Here is a 16,102-nt window from a genome sequence, read left to right on the forward strand (position 1 = left end):
GCAGAGAGTCATTCCTCACTGTTCGCACCCAGCACACACTTACCGTTGGTCGATCGATCATCGGTTAACTCTATCATAAACTTGTGGGCTTACAGGCTGTGCAGTAACCAGGTTTGGTAAGGCTGCTTGCTATCCTGACAGGCTTGCAATGATAACGGCCGCATCACATGCACCGGCGAGCCGCCACGTCCTTCTTTCTTTTCTGTGCTGCTAACAGTGACGCACAGCGAAGGCTGAGCCTGAATGACGATCTGACCACTGGCGTTGAGTTCAAAGGATTGTGTTGCTAAGTTTTCGCACTTGGCTAAGTTGACCGCGGCGCCGGCCTGAACGGATCGCACCGTCATACACCTATCAAAGTAAGGCAGCACAAATTCGCCTTGTTGGATCTTGGCTAAATCAAAGCCTTGATCCTCAAGAATACCGCACAGGCCATCACCGAGCTTTTTATTACCATTTTGATAGGCATAATATATTCCTCATTATTCAATGGATTGAATGTTAACTGGCATCACAACGAGCGGTATAGCGGAATAACACGCGATTATCACGCTTCAGATCAGCAGCCCAAATAAACTGCGCAGTAGAGTCTGTAAACTCGACTTTTGGGTTTAAACATTGCTGTTGCGATACCGAACGGTTGCAGCCTAAGCTTGAGCGATCTAAGGGGGATGTCAGCGTGCAGCAGCCTTCATTGGCAGACCAGCTTGGCGGCCGTCCCCAACCCGCTTCTGCGGCGCTGTAAACGGTGGCATGCGGCCACTGGGCATCATTAAACCCTGACTGAGTCCAGCCTTCGGGGATGCCTCGGTCTTCTACCACACACTGTTCGAGGTCATCGCTCGAACAACCAGCGGCTAAGCTGGCCTCGGTGGGGCCAAAAGTGGCGGTATACACCTTCCAGTCAGCCGAGCTAACCGTGCCTAGAGCATCATCGAATTCGGCGATGAGGGCGCCATCACCGAGTTGCGGTTTTCTAGACTCGATGTATTCATATCCGGACGTGGAAGCATAATCTTCACATTGAATCGCATAGTCGATGTTGCTGTTGCCATCCCATTCAAAGGCGACTTTAACGGCTTGGTGAGGCGTGAAATCGATAGGGTCGGTTGCCACCTCCTCGCCATTGACCCATAGCGTAAATTTATTGTCGCAATACACGGTGCCGACGACTTGTTGAGGCGAGCCAGGACAACTATTGGCGCTGATGACCGAGCTGAACAGCAGCAGTGCAAAACCGCTCGCGGCAGGCAACAATACATTTTTATACATGTTCTCTTTCCTATGAATGCTGACATAATCTTATATCATCAATCTTACGAGGTATAACGGCACTTATATAGCTATGAATCAGTAGTTTAAGTACACCTTGAGCTGTCTAGAAAAGCCGTCGGTTGGCCCAAGCTCACCTTAGTTAAGGTAAGCTTGGGCGGTTTAGCAAGGAAATTTAAGAGGGGGCAGTGTAAAAACTAGAGGAGATATTGACGGGTCAAGTTTGATAACCGAGGGGTACTGTTTTAACAACTCATGATCAAGGACGATCAATGGCCCGTTGCCTCGCTTCTTTTCAGGTTTTTGATAGCAATGATTTACTGCCGATAGGGGCTGCCGTTAATCAAGGCTTGGCTTTAGCTTTAAGTAACAGATTGAGTTATTGTCAGGTCGGCGTGTGACGGCGGTGAAACGAGGGTCAAGGGCTAAAAATGAAGCTTTATAGTTTTTACATTGACTCCAGATAGGTAGACTCGAAACAGGTACAAGTGCAAATAGGTAAGCTATGTCTGAAATCGAACCCACATTCTTCCCATCACAGGGTGACTTCCACGCATGGCTCGAACAGTACCATGCTTCGGCAAGCCACCTCTGGGTAGGTTACTACAAGAAAGCGACCGACAAGCCATCCGTTATCTGGGAAGAAACCGTCGAAGAAGCGCTGTGCTTCGGTTGGATTGACGGCATTCGAAAGTCTCTGGGTGAAGAGAGTTACGTCATTCGCTTCTCGCCAAGGAAGCCGAGCAGCGTCTGGAGTCAGCGAAATATCGACTTGGTTGAGCGGCTCATAGCAGATGGCCGCATGAAGCCCGAGGGCTTGGCGGCTTTCGCTTTTAAGGATAGTCACCCAGACAGTGGTTATGCTACGTCTGACTCGTCAGGTGAGTTGACCGAGACGATGGTGGCCCGATTTAAGGAAATGACTGAAGCCTGGGATTTCTTCCTACAACAGCCGCCGGGCTACCGTAAACAGGCGGCGCGCTGGGTGACGAGCGCTAAACGTGATGACACCAGAGAGCGACGGTTGGCGACGCTGATTGACGATTCATTGCACGGTTTACGCATCAAGCAACTTCGTAAGGCGGGTGCGTCTTAGGCAAATATGATACAAAGCGCTTAAATTAGCGTTACTATTTCTCGGGGAGATTTAACTTATGCAAAGCAATAACAGCCACAGTATCGTCATCGGCTATATTCTGTGGATTTTTGGTTTTATGGGGGCTCATCGTTTCTACTATGGACGGCCTATTTCTGGGATCATTTGGCTGTTCACACTAGGGTTTTTCTTGATTGGCTGGATTATTGATTTATTTCTTATCCCAGGCATGGATCGAAGTGCGGACCGCCGTTATCTCAATGGCCCCATTAACTACAATCTCGCTTGGATTCTGCTGACCTTCCTTGGTGTGTTTGGTATACACCGGTTCTATCTAGGAAAATGGATCAGTGGGATTATTTATCTTCTGACGCTTGGTCTTTTCGGTTTAGGGGTTATTTACGATTGGTGCACCTTGAACGATCAGATAGATGATCTGCATCGTCAAGCGGGCAGAATTTAGATTAGCAATAATCGGCAAGAGGTACCCAGAGGGTATGCTAGCGTGCCTCGCTACAATGGATTTAGCGAATGAGCTGCGGGGGGTTGAGTCAAGAGTGATATGGTACCTCGTCGAGCAATGAGCCTTATTCGCACCTTCCCTAACATAAAGTGAGCTAACATAAGATTACGTAACATTAAGCTGAAGCAACACCAGGTGGAGTAAGCTAGTTAAGATGAATATATTCATACTCGATGAAAACATCCAAACCTGTGCTCAATATCATTGCGATCAGCACGTTGTAAAGATGATTCTAGAAAGTGTGCAGATGCTATGCACAGCCTTAAATAAAAAAGGCTTTACCACGCCGTACAAGTCTACCCATGTGAAACATCCTTGTGTGCTCTGGGTGGAAGAATCATTTGAAAATTTTTTGTGGCTACAAAACCTTGCCATCGAATTGAATACCGAATATCGATTCAGGTTTGCAAAGGATTCCGATCATAAATCAATGCTTGTCCTAAACGAAATTTCGAACTACAACTATGATAATCGAGGCTTAACCGAATTTGCTCAAGCGATGCCGCATCATTACAAAGTGTCGGGGGATGCGGTTAAAGCCTATCGGCAGTTTTACTTGGGCGAAAAGATGGGGTTTGCAAAGTGGACCAAAAGAAGCCTTCCCGAGTGGGTAGATGAGCATTTTAAGTTAACCACATCTACCTAAACCGTATGCCGTCAAAGGCGGCTGAGCCACGCCGATAATGCGAGCATTTAGCTTGCCATATTGACGCTAACTGTGAGGCAAGAATAATGAGCGATGATGCATGGGCATTTTTCACTGAGACTGTTACTGCCCCTACGTTTATAACCGGTATTGTCTGCTTGTTACTGGTGCTTGCCGGGTTATCGGTTATCAAAAACATGAAGCGTGGTAGTCCGTTAGAACCCTATATTTTACAAATACTTGGATTGCTCTTCATTGTGCCTGTCGTGGCGTTATTAGCGATAGTTTTAGAACTGGAAAGTGAAGCCATCACCGGTATTTTGGGTACGATCGTCGGCTATATTTTCGGCACCTCATCGAGTCAGCAAAAGGCAAGCATTGAGCAGCAAAGTTCGCCTACCGTGGCAGAGGAGGTCGAAGGCGCTGCGGATAATACAAATATTGTGCAACAGCAACCTATCAAGCCAAAGCCGCCGAAGCCATAAACTGAGTGGCTGATGGGGGGTTATGGTATTTGCGTTAGGATTTTTGGTATAGGCGCTTCTGTTGGGTATTTCGGGTCAGTTTCATAACGCTAGGAGGATTACTGACGATGATGATCGACTGCCGCTTGATGGTGTTAGCTTGCATCCATAGTTGGAAAGAAAAACGCTAGCAAATGATTGCATTCTCGCGTATTAAACTCCGTTATGCATCAAATGCTGCTATCCGCACGATAGAAAATATCAGAGATTCCTCTGTGAAAACCAAGCGTTATTAAAGTTTTTCACTCAAAGCCTCGTTATTCTCCGCCACGCACCCCTATACGTCATTTGACGTATAGGGGTGCGTCAATCACCCCATACCGCAGCGCAACACAATTCCTAATAATGATTGAGTGACTTTTATCAATGACCGGGACTTTAGTTCCACCCGGAAAAAATTGACGTTTAACCTCAATAAGGGAAGTGGATATGAAGATCAAACATCTGGTTACGGGTATCGCTCTATCAATGGGCGCAACGGTATTTAGTGTCAGCGCGATGGCGGCTGATACGATTAAAGTGGGTGTCTTGCACTCGCTGTCCGGCACCATGGCGATCAGTGAAACGACGCTGAAAGACACGGTTCTGATGATGGTTGAAGAACAGAATAAAAAAGGCGGCTTGTTAGGCAAGCAACTTGAAGCCGTGGTGGTTGACCCCGCATCAAACTGGCCGCTATTTGCCGAGAAAGGCCGCGAGCTGCTAACGCAAGAAAACGTAGATGTTATTTTCGGTAGCTGGACATCGGTATCGCGTAAATCGGTATTGCCGGTATTAGAAGAACTCAACGGTTTGATGTTCTACCCAGTGCAGTATGAAGGTGAAGAGTCGTCTAAAAACGTTTTCTACACCGGTGCTGCGCCTAATCAGCAGGCCATTCCTGCGGTTAATTACCTCAAAGATGAGCTTGGAGTTGAGCGTTGGGTACTGGCGGGAACGGATTATGTTTATCCACGTACCACCAACAAAATTCTCGAAGCCTATCTGAAAGCCAATGGTGTGGCTGCAGAAGATATCATGATCAACTACACGCCGTTTGGTCATTCTGATTGGCAGTCCATCGTCTCCGATGTTAAGAAGTTCGGTAGCGAAGGCAAGAAAACCGCGGTTGTTTCAACCATTAACGGTGACGCTAACATTCCTTTTTATAAAGAGTTGGGTAACCAAGGTATCTCTGCAGAAGATATCCCCGTGGTCGCTTTCTCGGTGGGTGAGGAAGAGTTATCCGGTTTAGATACTAAGCCGCTGGTGGGTCATCTAGCCGCATGGAACTACTTCCAGAGTGTCGAGAGCGACGCCAATGCTGACTTCATTGCTAAGTGGAAAACCTTTACCGGCAATCCGGATCGTGTCACCAACGACCCGATGGAAGCGACCTATATCGGCTTCAAGATGTGGACTCAAGCGGTAGAGAAAGCCGGCAGCACCGACGTTGATGCGGTTGAACAAGCGATGATTGGTCAGGAAACCGAAAATCTGACCGGTGGTATGGCATATATGAACAAAAATCATCACCTGAGCAAGCCGGTACTGATTGGTGAGATTCAGGAAGATGGTCAGTTGGAAGTGGTTTGGGAAACGGAAGGTTTAGTGGCCGGAGATGCTTGGTCTGACTTCCTGCCGGGTTCTAAAGATCTGATGGCTGATTGGACCGCACCGATCTCTTGCGGTAACTACAATGTTGTCACTAAGACCTGTTCTGGTCAGACCTATTGATGACATGGGGCTTTGCCTCTTGTTGAAAGGTCAACTTGCCTGAGTTCTTCAGGTTGTAAAACGCAGGCTTCCATGGGAAGCCTGTATGCCAACTAGACAGCTGAGCGGTTTAAATCCAACGTTTTAACCGATGCTGTTAATAGATAGTTTAAACCGCTCAGTTGCCTTATCCGGACGGAGAATACCTGTGAGATATCTAAATGCGATCTGCACCTGCCTGCTCGGTTTGCTGATCAGCACCAGTGTCTTGGCCGAGTCGCCTTCGGCGACGCAAGCGCCTTTATTGCTGCAACTGACCAGCGTTAAGCTAAACCAGGCACTGCCGGTTTTACAGCAGCTTGAAGCCAGTGAAGGGGCCGATATGCTAGCCCTGTTTAAAACGATGCAGCGCGGCAATCTGTATTATGAAAAAGCGACCAAACGATTAATTGCGGTGCGCAAAGTACAGGGTGAACGTCATTATTCTGATCTGTTTTCCGGCGAAGAGCTAAGCGCTTTGAGCAGTAAGCAGGTCAAAAAAATCCGCGTGAATAATAAGCTACGAGGTTACCTCGGAGAGGCGATTGCTCGGATTCAGTTACATCATGCCGACTCTGAGGTGCGCGCGGCAGCGGTTCGCTCACTACTGGCTGATCTGGATCAGCCGACTATCGAGTTGATTCGTGAGGTGCGCCTGAATGAATCGAGCCGATCGGTACAAGCGGTGATGGATGTTGCGTTGGCGCTGCATCGTGTCATGCATTCACAGGAGGCCACCGAGCGGCTGCAAGCGGTTAAGACGTTACAGGGCAGTCTAGAGCCGGAAGTGCGCAATCAGTTGACTCAATTAGCCGCGCAGGATGAATCACAAAGTGTCCGCAAAGCGGCGCAAAAAGGGCTGGATAAGATCGCTCAGCAGGCGGAGATGTATAGCTTTGTTAATCAGCTGTTTTTTGGTTTGAGTCTGGGATCGGTGCTGTTATTGGCGGCGATTGGCTTGGCGATTACCTTCGGTGTGATGGGGGTGATTAACATGGCGCATGGCGAGATGATTATGCTCGGCGCTTATACCACCTATGTGGTGCAACTGTGGTTACCGAATATGATCGAATATTCGCTATGGATCGCCGTACCGCTGGCCTTTATGGTGTCGGGGTTGGCGGGTGTGTTGATCGAGCGTTTGGTGATTCGTCATCTGCATGGTCGCCCCTTAGAAACGCTGTTGGCCACCTTTGGTATCAGTCTTATTTTGCAGCAGTTGGTGCGGAGTGTCTTCTCGCCACTCAACCGACAGGTGGCAACGCCGGATTGGATGAGTGGTTCTATTGAGATCAATCCACTGCTGAGTTTAACCTTGAATCGTCTCTATATCGTGGCCTTTGCACTGTTGGTGTTTATGTTATTGCTGCTGGTATTGAAGAAAACCTCGCTGGGTTTGAATGTGCGAGCGGTATCGCAGAATCGTGATATGGCTAAAGCGATGGGTATTCGCACCGATCGCGTGGATGCGCTGACCTTCGGTTTAGGATCGGGTATCGCGGGAATCGCCGGTGTGGCCTTGAGTCAGTTAACCAATGTGGGACCGAACCTCGGACAAGCTTATATTATCGATTCCTTTATGGTGGTGGTGTTTGGTGGCGTGGGTAATCTTTGGGGCACATTAGTCGCAGCCTTTACCTTGGGGATTGCCAACAAGTTTCTTGAACCGGTCACGGGGGCCGTATTGGCCAGTATTCTGGTGCTGGTATTCATTATTCTGTTTATTCAGAAACGTCCTAAAGGGTTGTTTCCTCAGAAAGGGAGGGCTGCAGAATGAGTAACGCGATGAATAATCTACTGGGCCGTTATAGCGGCTGGGCGCGTCTTAATGGAGACAGCAAAGTTGCCCCCTTTGTGGTGCTGTTATTGGCGGTGACGGTTTTGGCGTCTGCCAGTAATCTGTTATTGCCAGCGGATTCGATGTTTTATGTCTCTACCTACACCATTACCCTGTTAGGTAAGTATCTGTGCTATGCGATGTTGGCATTGGCGGTGGATGTGATCTGGGGTTATTGCGGTATTTTGAGCTTGGGACACGGGGCGTTTTTTGCTCTCGGCGGTTATGCCATGGGCATGTATCTGATGCGTCAGATCGGTGATCGCGGCGTCTATGGTAACCCTGAACTGCCTGACTTTATGGTGTTCCTCAACTGGCATGAACTGCCGTGGTTTTGGCAGGGCATGGATCAGTTCTGGTTAGCGATGATCATGGTACTGTTGGTGCCGGGTGTGCTGGCATTTGTGTTTGGCTGGTTAGCGTTCCGTTCACGCGTGACCGGGGTGTATCTGTCGATCATGACGCAGGCGCTCACTTATGCATTGTTGTTAGCCTTTTTCCGCAATGAGATGGGCTTCGGCGGCAATAATGGCTTGACCGACTTTAAAGATATTGTGGGCTTTGACCTGCAAGCCGATAGCACGCGTGTATCGCTCTTTATCATCACCGCACTGCTACTCTGCGGGCTGTTGGTGTTGAGTAAAAAAATCATGCAAACCCGCTTTGGTAAAGTGATTGTGGCGGTGCGTGATGGCGAAAGTCGGGCGCGCTTTATCGGTTATCGTACCGAACATTACAAGGTATGGTTGTTTGTCTACTCAGCGATGATTGCCGGGATTGCCGGTGCTTTGTATGTCCCTCAAGTGGGTATTATCAATCCCGGCGAGTTTTCACCGATCAATTCGATTGAAGTGGTTATTTGGGTGGCGGTGGGTGGCCGAGGCACCTTAATTGGCGCGATTATCGGTGCGATTTTAGTGAACTATGCGAAAACCAAGTTCACCGCCATCATGCCCGATGGCTGGCTGTTTGCCTTGGGCGCGATGTTTGTCCTGGTGACACTGTATTTGCCGAAAGGCTTGATGGGACTCTTCTCGCAAATAAAAGAGTCGCAACTGAAAGGCGTTAAGTCAGCGTCAGTGAGTGATCATGATTCAGCCAAGCAGAAAAGTGAGGGGCAGGTATGAGTGTTTTAGAGACTACCCGTGAGGTGATGCGACGAGATCAGGTATGGCCGTTTCTGCAAGATAATGAGACGCAGGTGGATATTTCCCATCAGGTATTGCTGTATGTTGAAGGGCTGAATCTTAGCTTTGATGGATTCAAAGCGCTGAATGATCTGAACCTGTATATCAACGATGGCGAACTGCGCTGCCTGATTGGCGCTAACGGGGCAGGTAAAACGACGTTGATGGATGTGATTACCGGTAAAACTCAGTGCGATAGTGGCACGGTGTATTTTGGTCAATCCATCAATCTGTTGAATAAAGATGAAGCGGAGATCGCACAATTAGGTATCGGCCGTAAGTTTCAAAAACCCACGGTGTTTGAAGCCCATACGGTGATGGATAACCTTGAGCTATCACTCAAGAGTAATAAATCGGTATTGCCGACGCTATTGGCCACCTTAACCGGTGAAGAGTATGACCGCATCGATGAGGTATTAGAAACCATCGGCCTGCAAGGGGAGCGGATGCTGTTGGCCGGTTCGCTGTCTCACGGGCAGAAGCAATGGTTAGAGATTGGTATGTTGCTGATGGCTAATCCGCGCTTATTGCTGGTGGATGAGCCGGTGGCAGGTATGACCGTTCAGGAAGGCGAGCGCACCGCCGAACTGCTGACGTCACTGGCCGGTGAACGCACCGTAGTGGTGGTTGAGCATGATATGGAGTTTGTTCGCAGTATTGCGCGCACCGTCACGGTGTTACATCAGGGATCGGTATTAGCGGAAGGGACCATGGATGACGTGCAGAACAATCAGGATGTGATTGAAGTTTATCTGGGAGAAGCGCCATGATCAGTATCAATAAGGTTAATCAGGTATATGGTGGCACGCAGATTCTCTGGGATCTCAATCTAGATATTAAGCCCGGTTCATGTACCTGTATTATGGGACGCAATGGCGTGGGCAAAACCACCCTGCTGAAATGTATTATGGGGCTATTGCCGGTGAGTAGTGGTGAAATTCTGTTGCAGGGCGAGCCGTTACAGAAGAAAAAAGCCGAGTATCGTGCCTCAGCGGGCATTGGCTATGTGCCTCAAGGGCGAGATATCTTTCCGCTGTTAACGGTGGAAGAGAATCTAAAAGTGGGGCTACCGATTCGCAAGGACGGCGCCAAAGAGATTCCAGATAAAATTTTCGAGCTGTTTCCGGTATTAAAAGAGATGCTGCAGCGCCGCGGGGGAGACCTTTCTGGCGGTCAGCAGCAACAGTTGGCGATTGGGCGAGCACTGGTATTAGAGCCGAAAGTGCTTATTTTGGATGAACCCAATGAAGGCATACAACCGAATATTGTGAAACAGATAGGAGATGTTATTCTAAAGCTCAATCAGGAAGAGGGGCTGACGGTGATATTGGTGGAACAAAAATTGGGTTTTGCTCGTCGAGTAGGTGAAGAGTTTAGATTAATGGAGCGCGGCCGTGTGGTGGCCAGCGATCGAATGGATAACCTGAGTGAGGATCTTATCCGTCAATATCTGGCGGTGTAAACGATGAATAGCCTGTCCCCGTTAACGACGGAAGATACTAACGTTCAGACACCGCCATCGGCTTGGAATGCTGAGCTGTCATTACAGTTTGCTCGGACTGCACGGGGTTCGGTACTGCAACGTGCCGATCACCGTGGGCCGCTGTATGTGCAAAAAGCGTTTTATCCTGAAGGGCCCGATCTCGCTCAGGTTTACTTACTGCATCCGCCGGGCGGATTAGTCTCTGGCGATCGTCTCGATATCTCGGTGCATACCGGCAATGATAGTCATGCGTTATTGACTACGCCAGGGGCGGGTCGCGTTTATCGAGCGCGGCCTGATCGGGCTTTGCAGCATCAGATTAATACCCTTAACTTAAGCCCCGGTAGCTCTATCGAATGGTTACCGTTGGAGACGATTCTTTATCCGGATGCCTGCACGCGTCTCGATACACGCGTGAATCTGGCGGATAACGCGCATTTTATTGGTTGGGAAATTACCAGTCTGGGCTTACCCAATCGAGCGTTACCCTTTAACGATGGTCAGCTATCTCAAACACTCCAAATTAATCGTGGTGAGCGGATCTTGCTACGTGAACGATTGCAGATTGATGAGCAAAGTCGGGCATTGTTACAGGGGCCTGCGGGATTACGCGGCAAACCTGTTACTGGGCTGATGGTTGCTGGCCCTTTTGATGTTGCGGTTGATGAAAACAGCGAACATGTGCTTGAGCCGTTAATCAAACAACTGCGTCAGCATGCCCATGATTGTGACGCGTTGGCGGCGGTGAGCTTAACCGGCGAATTTATGACGATTCGTTACCTTGGCGATCAAACCGATACCGCGATGCAGTTATTTGTGCGTTGCTGGCATGATATTCGCCCCGCACTATTAGATCGACCGGCGTGTGAACCTCGTATCTGGGCGACTTGATAGCGATGATCAGATGTTTTTGCGCCATGAACGAGATACGTAAAAAGGATAGATTATGGAACTGCTGCCAAGAGAAAAAGATAAATTACTGGTATTTACCGCGGCCTTGCTGGCGGAACGGCGTTTAAATCGCGGTCTTAAACTGAACTACCCCGAAGCGATGGCCTACTTGACCATGGAAATCATAGAAGGCGCACGCGATGGTAAAACGGTGGCCGAACTCATGGGGTATGGCAAGACGTTATTGACGGCAGATCAAGTGATGCCCGGTGTGATTGAGCTGATTCATGAAGTTCAGGTTGAAGCGACCTTTCCCGATGGCACCAAATTGGTGACCGTTCATAACCCGATCTGTTGAGAGGAGATAGCCATGATTCCTGGAGAAATTAAGCCTGTCAAAGGCGATATTCTACTCAATGAGGGGCGTAAAACCGTCTCTATACGGGTGGAAAACCGTGGTGACCGACCGGTACAGATCGGTTCTCATTATCATTTTTATGAAGTGAATCCCGCGCTAGAGTTTGAACGTGAAAAAGCGCGCGGATTCCGCTTGAATATCGCCTCGGGGACGGCGGTACGTTTTGAGCCAGGTCAGGGACGAGAAGTCGAACTGGTTGAATATGCAGGCAGTCGCACGATCTACGGTTTTCGCGGTGACGTGATGGGGCCATTGGATGCAGGGGACGACGTATGAGTAAGATGGATCGCACAGCCTATGCGCAGATGTTTGGCCCTACGACCGGTGACCGCGTGCGGCTCGGAGACACCGAGATATGGATCGAAGTGGAAAAAGATTTTACCACTTACGGTGATGAAGTTAAGTTCGGTGGCGGTAAAGTCATCCGTGATGGTCAAGGGCAGAGTCAGTGTGACAATGATATCGCCGTTGATTTAGTCATTACCAATGCCCTGGTGCTAGATCACTGGGGCATTGTTAAAGGCGATGTTGGTATCCGTGAAGGGCGTATCTTTAAAGTGGGCAAGGCGGGCAATCCCGATACGCAGGATAACGTGGATATTGTCATTGGCCCCGGCACCGAGGTGATTGCCGGTGAAGGCAGTATTCTCACCGCCGGTGGTATTGATGCGCATATTCACTTTATCTGTCCGCAACAGATTGATGAGGCATTGATGTCCGGTGTCACCACTATGCTGGGGGGCGGTACTGGGCCGGCGACCGGCACTAACGCCACCACCTGTACGCCGGGACCTTGGAATATCGGTAAGATGCTGCAGGCAACGGATTCGATGCCGATGAATTTTGGCTTTCTCGGTAAGGGAAATGGCAGTTTGCCTGGCCCGTTGGAGGCGCAGCTAGAGGCGGGTGCCTGTGGTCTGAAGCTGCACGAAGATTGGGGCACGACGCCGGCTTCGATTGATAACTGCTTATCGGTTGCCGAGCAATATGATGTTCAGGTGGCGATTCATACGGATACCTTGAATGAGTCCGGTTTTGTCGATGATACTCTGGCGGCCTTTAAAGATAGAGTGATTCATACCTATCATACGGAAGGTGCCGGTGGTGGCCATGCACCGGATATTATTCGTGCCTGTGCGTATCCTAATGTGCTGCCATCTTCCACCAACCCGACACGTCCCTTCACCCGTAATACGGTGGATGAACATCTGGACATGTTGATGGTCTGTCATCATCTGGATACCAATATCCCTGAAGATGTGGCGTTCGCCGATTCACGTATTCGTAAGGAAACCATCGCGGCGGAAGATATTTTCCATGATCGCGGCGCGTTCAGTATGATCTCGTCGGATTCGCAGGCGATGGGGCGTGTGGGTGAGGTGGTGACTCGAACATGGCAGACCGCCCATAAGATGAAAACTCAGTTTGGTTTGCTGCCAGAAGATCAAGCCTTAGGCTGTGATAACTTCCGCGCCCGACGTTATATCGCTAAATATACGATTAACCCCGCGATTGCGCATGGTATATCCCATGAAGTTGGTTCGATTGAACCGGGCAAACTGGCTGATTTAGTGTTGTGGAAACCGGCTTTTTTTGCGGTTAAACCCTCGCTGATTATTAAAGGCGGAATGATTGCCGCCGCACCGATGGGTGATCCCAACGCCTCCATACCCACGCCACAGCCGGTACATTATCGGCCGATGTTTGGCTCTTATGGTCAGGCACCGGCGAAAACCTCGGTGACCTTTGTCTCGGGTGCCGCACTAAAGCGGGATGTCGCGACGCAGCTGGGCTTAAACCGTCGCTTGGTGGCCTGTGGTAATACCCGCACGATTGGCAAGAAAGATATGGTGCACAATAGCTGGATGCCCGATATTACCGTTGATCCGCAAACCTATGAGGTGCGGGCGGACGGTGAGCTACTCACCTGTGAACCCGCTGAGGAGTTACCTCTGGCGCAGTTATACAATCTGTTCTGAGATCGAGAACTTGTTAAGATTATTTGTTGTAAGGGAATCGAATGCTTGAAGTGTATGAACGTTTAGGCGATCACTGTCACGAAGTGGTGTATACCACCGTGGTGTTAACGCATGAGCAGCGTGATCGGGGGCGGCTAAAGCTGACCGGTGAAAACGGCGAAGAGGTACGCCTGTTTTTGGAGCGTGGTAAACCGTTATTAGTGGGGGAATATCTTAAAACTACCTGTGGTAAATATGTTCAGGTGGAGGGGGCTATCGAGCCGGTGACCTATGCCAGCTGTGAGGATTGGCATACCTTTGCGCGTGCGTGCTATCACCTCGGTAATCGCCATGTGAAATTACAGGTGGGTGAGCGTTGGTTAAAGATGCAGCCTGATCATGTACTGGAAGAGATGTTAGTGTTGCTCGGACTCACGCTGAGCCATCAGCAGGATGTGTTTATCCCGGAATCAGGAGCCTACAGTCATGGCGGCCATCACCACCACTGATACCGCGCTATTACGGTTGATGCAGCTGAGTAGTGTGAGCTTACCGATTGGTGGCTATGCCTTCTCTCAAGGGTTGGAATATGCCATTGAAAGCGGCTGGATTAAGCGCTCAGAACAGGTATCGGAGTGGTTAGAACAGCAATTACTGTATGCGGTTGCACAAACCGATCTGCCCTTATTAAAGCGGGCGATGATGGCGGCAAAACAACAGGATGTTGCCGCATTAAGGCGCTGTAATGATTTGGCATTGGCCTGCCGAGAAACCCGCGAACTGCGATTAACCGACAGTGCGATGGGGGAGGCGATGAATCGATTACTGGTGAGTCTTGCAGTGCCTCAGCCACTGCCGACAGCGGCTGAATTAAGTTATGTCGTGCTGTTTGGTATTGCCGCACAGCATTGGCAGATTGACTATTCCGTGGCGGCGCTCGGGTTTCTTTGGGCGTGGCTAGAGAATCAAGTGGCCGCCGCAACGAAGCTAGTGCCGCTGGGTCAAACTCAGGCACAGCAATTATTGGGTGAGCTGCAGCCTTTATTATCACAGGCCATGAATCGTGCTGAACGAGTTGCAGAAGACGAGATTGGTAACGGTTTACAAGGGCTCGCCATTATCAGTGCGGGCCATGAAACACAATATTCAAGATTATTTCGTTCCTGATAAAATCAGCAGCGCTAGGTATTTAGGAGAATTAGATTGAGCACAGAGACGAATTCAGCGACTCATAAACCCAAACAGACGCTACGCATCGGTGTGGGCGGCCCAGTCGGGTCGGGTAAAACTGCATTGTTACGCTCGCTTTGTTCAGCGATGCGTGAACACTACGATATTGCGGTCGTGACGAATGATATCTACACCAAGGAAGATGCTAAGTTTTTAACGCAACATGAAGCGCTGGAAGCCGATCGTATTATTGGTGTGGAAACCGGTGGCTGCCCGCATACGGCGATTCGGGAAGATGCATCGATGAATTTAGCGGCGATTGATCAACTGATCGCGCGTCATGGTGACCTCGATGTGGTGTTTGTTGAAAGTGGTGGTGATAACCTCAGCGCGACTTTCAGTCCAGAACTGTCTGATCTGACGATCTATGTGATCGATGTCTCGGCGGGCGATAAAATTCCACGTAAAGGTGGCCCCGGTATTACCCGTTCAGATTTATTAATTATTAATAAAACGGATTTGGCTCCGCTGGTGGGTGCCTCGCTTGAGGTGATGGATGTTGATGCCAAGCGGATGCGTGGTGAGCGTCCCTTTGTGTTTTCAAACCTAAAGAAAGCCGAAGGTTTGCAACAAATTATTGAATTTATCGTATCCGAAGGGATGCTGGAATCGAAATCGCTGCCGCCCGCTAAGGCCGTTGTGTAATATTGAGTTGGATTTTTAAGGAGCACACTATGAATAAACGCAATCAACTACGCCTGCTAACCCTCGGTGCCGCGTTGGCACCTCTGTCGGCTATGGCACATACGGGACACCAAGTGAGTGGCTTTTTTCAGGGCGTTATGCATCCACTGTTAGGCGCAGATCATCTATTAGTTATGTTGGCGGTTGGCTTGTTAGCAGCCGGTCGCAGCCGAGTGAGTCATCAAGCGAAAGCAGGGCTGCTGGGCAAACAAAGCATTGTGATTGCGGCGGCGTTTTTATTAGCGATGGTTGCCGGTGCATTATTGGCCGTGGCGGGTGTGGCCGTGCCGTTTGTTGAGCAAGGTATCTTAGTGTCGGTGATGGCTGCGGGTGTATTATTGGCCTTAGCGGTACGTTTTTCGCGCATCGCTGGCGCGCTGATGGCGGCTAGTTTTGCCCTGTTCCACGGTTTAGCGCATGGTGCGGAACTGCCGCTGGCGGCGAGCCCATTAACTTATATCGCGGGTTTCTTGATCACCACTACTGCGCTGTTAATGGCTGGCACTAAGCTAGGTCAACTGGCCGATAGCTATAGCATGGGGCTGATCTCGCGTATCGCCGGTGTAGCTGTCGCTGCGTTTGGTGTTTTCGCGGCGGTGTAAAACACCGGTCCCGGTAG

19 protein-coding genes are annotated in these 16,102 nt (G+C 49.7%); 17 read left to right on the forward strand and 2 right to left on the reverse strand.

From position 1 onward, the window contains the following. Window positions 1–89: 89 nt before the first annotated feature. Both Q4488_RS01105 and Q4488_RS01110 read right to left on the reverse strand, forming a co-directional pair. Window positions 90–347 (reverse strand): hypothetical protein, encoded by a 258-nt coding sequence (locus Q4488_RS01105; RefSeq protein WP_303578595.1) that lies wholly within the window; start codon window positions 345–347, stop codon window positions 90–92. Between the two features lie 154 nt (window positions 348–501). Further along, window positions 502–1,272 carry a hypothetical protein gene (locus tag Q4488_RS01110; RefSeq protein WP_303578596.1) on the reverse strand — a complete coding sequence of 257 codons (771 nt, stop codon included), beginning with the start codon at window positions 1,270–1,272 and terminating at the stop codon, window positions 502–504. A 505-nt stretch (window positions 1,273–1,777) separates the two neighbouring features. Between Q4488_RS01110 and Q4488_RS01115 the strand changes: the two genes are divergently transcribed. The 17 genes from Q4488_RS01115 to Q4488_RS01195 all read left to right on the forward strand — a co-directional run bounded on the left by Q4488_RS01115 (window position 1,778) and on the right by Q4488_RS01195 (window position 16,085). Then, complete coding sequence (locus tag Q4488_RS01115; protein WP_303578597.1) at window positions 1,778–2,368, forward strand: YdeI family protein; 591 nt, start codon at window positions 1,778–1,780, stop codon at window positions 2,366–2,368. A gap of 58 nt (window positions 2,369–2,426) precedes the next feature. Then, window positions 2,427–2,831, forward strand: coding sequence for a TM2 domain-containing protein (locus tag Q4488_RS01120; protein WP_303578598.1), 405 nt, complete (start codon window positions 2,427–2,429; stop codon window positions 2,829–2,831). Window positions 2,832–3,045: 214 nt separating this feature from the next. Next, window positions 3,046–3,537: a pyrimidine dimer DNA glycosylase/endonuclease V gene (locus Q4488_RS01125; protein WP_303578599.1), complete on the forward strand. Its 492-nt coding sequence runs from the start codon at window positions 3,046–3,048 to the stop codon at window positions 3,535–3,537. 86 nt (window positions 3,538–3,623) lie between these two features. Further along, the gene (locus tag Q4488_RS01130; RefSeq protein WP_303578600.1) at window positions 3,624–4,022 is read left to right on the forward strand and encodes a hypothetical protein; all 399 of its coding nucleotides are present in this window, start codon (window positions 3,624–3,626) and stop codon (window positions 4,020–4,022) included. A 468-nt stretch (window positions 4,023–4,490) separates the two neighbouring features. Next, the gene (gene urtA / locus Q4488_RS01135) at window positions 4,491–5,777 is read left to right on the forward strand and encodes an urea ABC transporter substrate-binding protein (RefSeq protein WP_303578601.1); all 1,287 of its coding nucleotides are present in this window, start codon (window positions 4,491–4,493) and stop codon (window positions 5,775–5,777) included. Window positions 5,778–5,907: 130 nt separating this feature from the next. After that, window positions 5,908–7,572, forward strand: a complete 1,665-nt coding sequence (gene urtB, locus Q4488_RS01140; protein ID WP_303578602.1) for an urea ABC transporter permease subunit UrtB — start codon at window positions 5,908–5,910, stop codon at window positions 7,570–7,572. An 8-nt stretch (window positions 7,573–7,580) separates the two neighbouring features. Next, complete coding sequence (urtC, locus tag Q4488_RS01145; RefSeq protein ID WP_303578603.1) at window positions 7,581–8,759, forward strand: urea ABC transporter permease subunit UrtC; 1,179 nt, start codon at window positions 7,581–7,583, stop codon at window positions 8,757–8,759. Beyond that, window positions 8,756–9,589: an urea ABC transporter ATP-binding protein UrtD gene (gene urtD / locus Q4488_RS01150; RefSeq protein ID WP_303578604.1), complete on the forward strand. Its 834-nt coding sequence runs from the start codon at window positions 8,756–8,758 to the stop codon at window positions 9,587–9,589. Before urtC ends, urtD begins: the two co-directional genes overlap by 4 nt. Next, entirely contained in the window at window positions 9,586–10,281 is a 696-nt protein-coding gene (gene urtE, locus Q4488_RS01155) for an urea ABC transporter ATP-binding subunit UrtE (RefSeq protein WP_303578605.1), read from the forward strand. Before urtD ends, urtE begins: the two co-directional genes overlap by 4 nt. A 3-nt stretch (window positions 10,282–10,284) precedes the next feature. After that, entirely contained in the window at window positions 10,285–11,193 is a 909-nt protein-coding gene (locus tag Q4488_RS01160; RefSeq protein WP_303578606.1) for an urease accessory protein UreD, read from the forward strand. Between the two features lie 55 nt (window positions 11,194–11,248). Beyond that, a complete protein-coding gene (locus Q4488_RS01165; protein WP_303578607.1) occupies window positions 11,249–11,551 on the forward strand; it encodes an urease subunit gamma in 303 nt (100 codons plus the stop codon). Between the two features lie 12 nt (window positions 11,552–11,563). Beyond that, window positions 11,564–11,887, forward strand: a complete 324-nt coding sequence (locus Q4488_RS01170; protein WP_303578608.1) for an urease subunit beta — start codon at window positions 11,564–11,566, stop codon at window positions 11,885–11,887. Next, window positions 11,884–13,590, forward strand: coding sequence for an urease subunit alpha (gene ureC / locus Q4488_RS01175; RefSeq protein ID WP_303578609.1), 1,707 nt, complete (start codon window positions 11,884–11,886; stop codon window positions 13,588–13,590). The genes Q4488_RS01170 and ureC overlap by 4 nt, the downstream gene beginning before the upstream one ends. Window positions 13,591–13,631: 41 nt before the next feature. Continuing rightward, window positions 13,632–14,078, forward strand: a complete 447-nt coding sequence (ureE, locus tag Q4488_RS01180) for an urease accessory protein UreE (protein ID WP_303578610.1) — start codon at window positions 13,632–13,634, stop codon at window positions 14,076–14,078. Further along, window positions 14,056–14,736 carry an urease accessory protein UreF gene (locus tag Q4488_RS01185; protein WP_303578611.1) on the forward strand — a complete coding sequence of 227 codons (681 nt, stop codon included), beginning with the start codon at window positions 14,056–14,058 and terminating at the stop codon, window positions 14,734–14,736. Before ureE ends, Q4488_RS01185 begins: the two co-directional genes overlap by 23 nt. A 36-nt stretch (window positions 14,737–14,772) precedes the next feature. Continuing rightward, window positions 14,773–15,444, forward strand: coding sequence for an urease accessory protein UreG (gene ureG / locus Q4488_RS01190; protein WP_303578612.1), 672 nt, complete (start codon window positions 14,773–14,775; stop codon window positions 15,442–15,444). A gap of 29 nt (window positions 15,445–15,473) precedes the next feature. Further along, window positions 15,474–16,085 carry a HupE/UreJ family protein gene (locus Q4488_RS01195; protein ID WP_303578613.1) on the forward strand — a complete coding sequence of 204 codons (612 nt, stop codon included), beginning with the start codon at window positions 15,474–15,476 and terminating at the stop codon, window positions 16,083–16,085. The last annotated feature ends 17 nt before the right edge of the window (window positions 16,086–16,102 follow it).

The sequence above is a fragment of the Amphritea sp. 1_MG-2023 genome, from assembly GCF_030547545.1.
Classification (GTDB): Bacteria; Pseudomonadota; Gammaproteobacteria; order Pseudomonadales; family Balneatricaceae; genus Amphritea.

Bases quoted from the DNA above. Each gene is read 5' to 3' on its own strand.
- urtD (WP_303578604.1), top strand. From the start codon at position 8,756: ATGAGTGTTTTAGAGACTACCCGTGAGGTGATGCGACGAGATCAGGTA.
- ureE (WP_303578610.1), top strand. From the start codon at position 13,632: ATGCTTGAAGTGTATGAACGTTTAGGCGATCACTGTCACGAAGTGGTG.
- Q4488_RS01170 (WP_303578608.1), top strand. From the start codon at position 11,564: ATGATTCCTGGAGAAATTAAGCCTGTCAAAGGCGATATTCTACTCAAT.
- Q4488_RS01195 (WP_303578613.1), top strand. From the start codon at position 15,474: ATGAATAAACGCAATCAACTACGCCTGCTAACCCTCGGTGCCGCGTTG.
- Q4488_RS01165 (WP_303578607.1), top strand. From the start codon at position 11,249: ATGGAACTGCTGCCAAGAGAAAAAGATAAATTACTGGTATTTACCGCG.
- Q4488_RS01120 (WP_303578598.1), top strand. From the start codon at position 2,427: ATGCAAAGCAATAACAGCCACAGTATCGTCATCGGCTATATTCTGTGG.
- Q4488_RS01185 (WP_303578611.1), top strand. From the start codon at position 14,056: ATGGCGGCCATCACCACCACTGATACCGCGCTATTACGGTTGATGCAG.
- Q4488_RS01125 (WP_303578599.1), top strand. From the start codon at position 3,046: ATGAATATATTCATACTCGATGAAAACATCCAAACCTGTGCTCAATAT.
- Q4488_RS01130 (WP_303578600.1), top strand. From the start codon at position 3,624: ATGAGCGATGATGCATGGGCATTTTTCACTGAGACTGTTACTGCCCCT.
- urtB (WP_303578602.1), top strand. From the start codon at position 5,908: ATGCTGTTAATAGATAGTTTAAACCGCTCAGTTGCCTTATCCGGACGG.
- urtA (WP_303578601.1), top strand. From the start codon at position 4,491: ATGAAGATCAAACATCTGGTTACGGGTATCGCTCTATCAATGGGCGCA.
- ureC (WP_303578609.1), top strand. From the start codon at position 11,884: ATGAGTAAGATGGATCGCACAGCCTATGCGCAGATGTTTGGCCCTACG.
- Q4488_RS01160 (WP_303578606.1), top strand. From the start codon at position 10,285: ATGAATAGCCTGTCCCCGTTAACGACGGAAGATACTAACGTTCAGACA.
- urtE (WP_303578605.1), top strand. From the start codon at position 9,586: ATGATCAGTATCAATAAGGTTAATCAGGTATATGGTGGCACGCAGATT.
- Q4488_RS01105 (WP_303578595.1), bottom strand. From the start codon at position 347: ATGACGGTGCGATCCGTTCAGGCCGGCGCCGCGGTCAACTTAGCCAAG.
- Q4488_RS01110 (WP_303578596.1), bottom strand. From the start codon at position 1,272: ATGTATAAAAATGTATTGTTGCCTGCCGCGAGCGGTTTTGCACTGCTG.
- urtC (WP_303578603.1), top strand. From the start codon at position 7,581: ATGAATAATCTACTGGGCCGTTATAGCGGCTGGGCGCGTCTTAATGGA.
- Q4488_RS01115 (WP_303578597.1), top strand. From the start codon at position 1,778: ATGTCTGAAATCGAACCCACATTCTTCCCATCACAGGGTGACTTCCAC.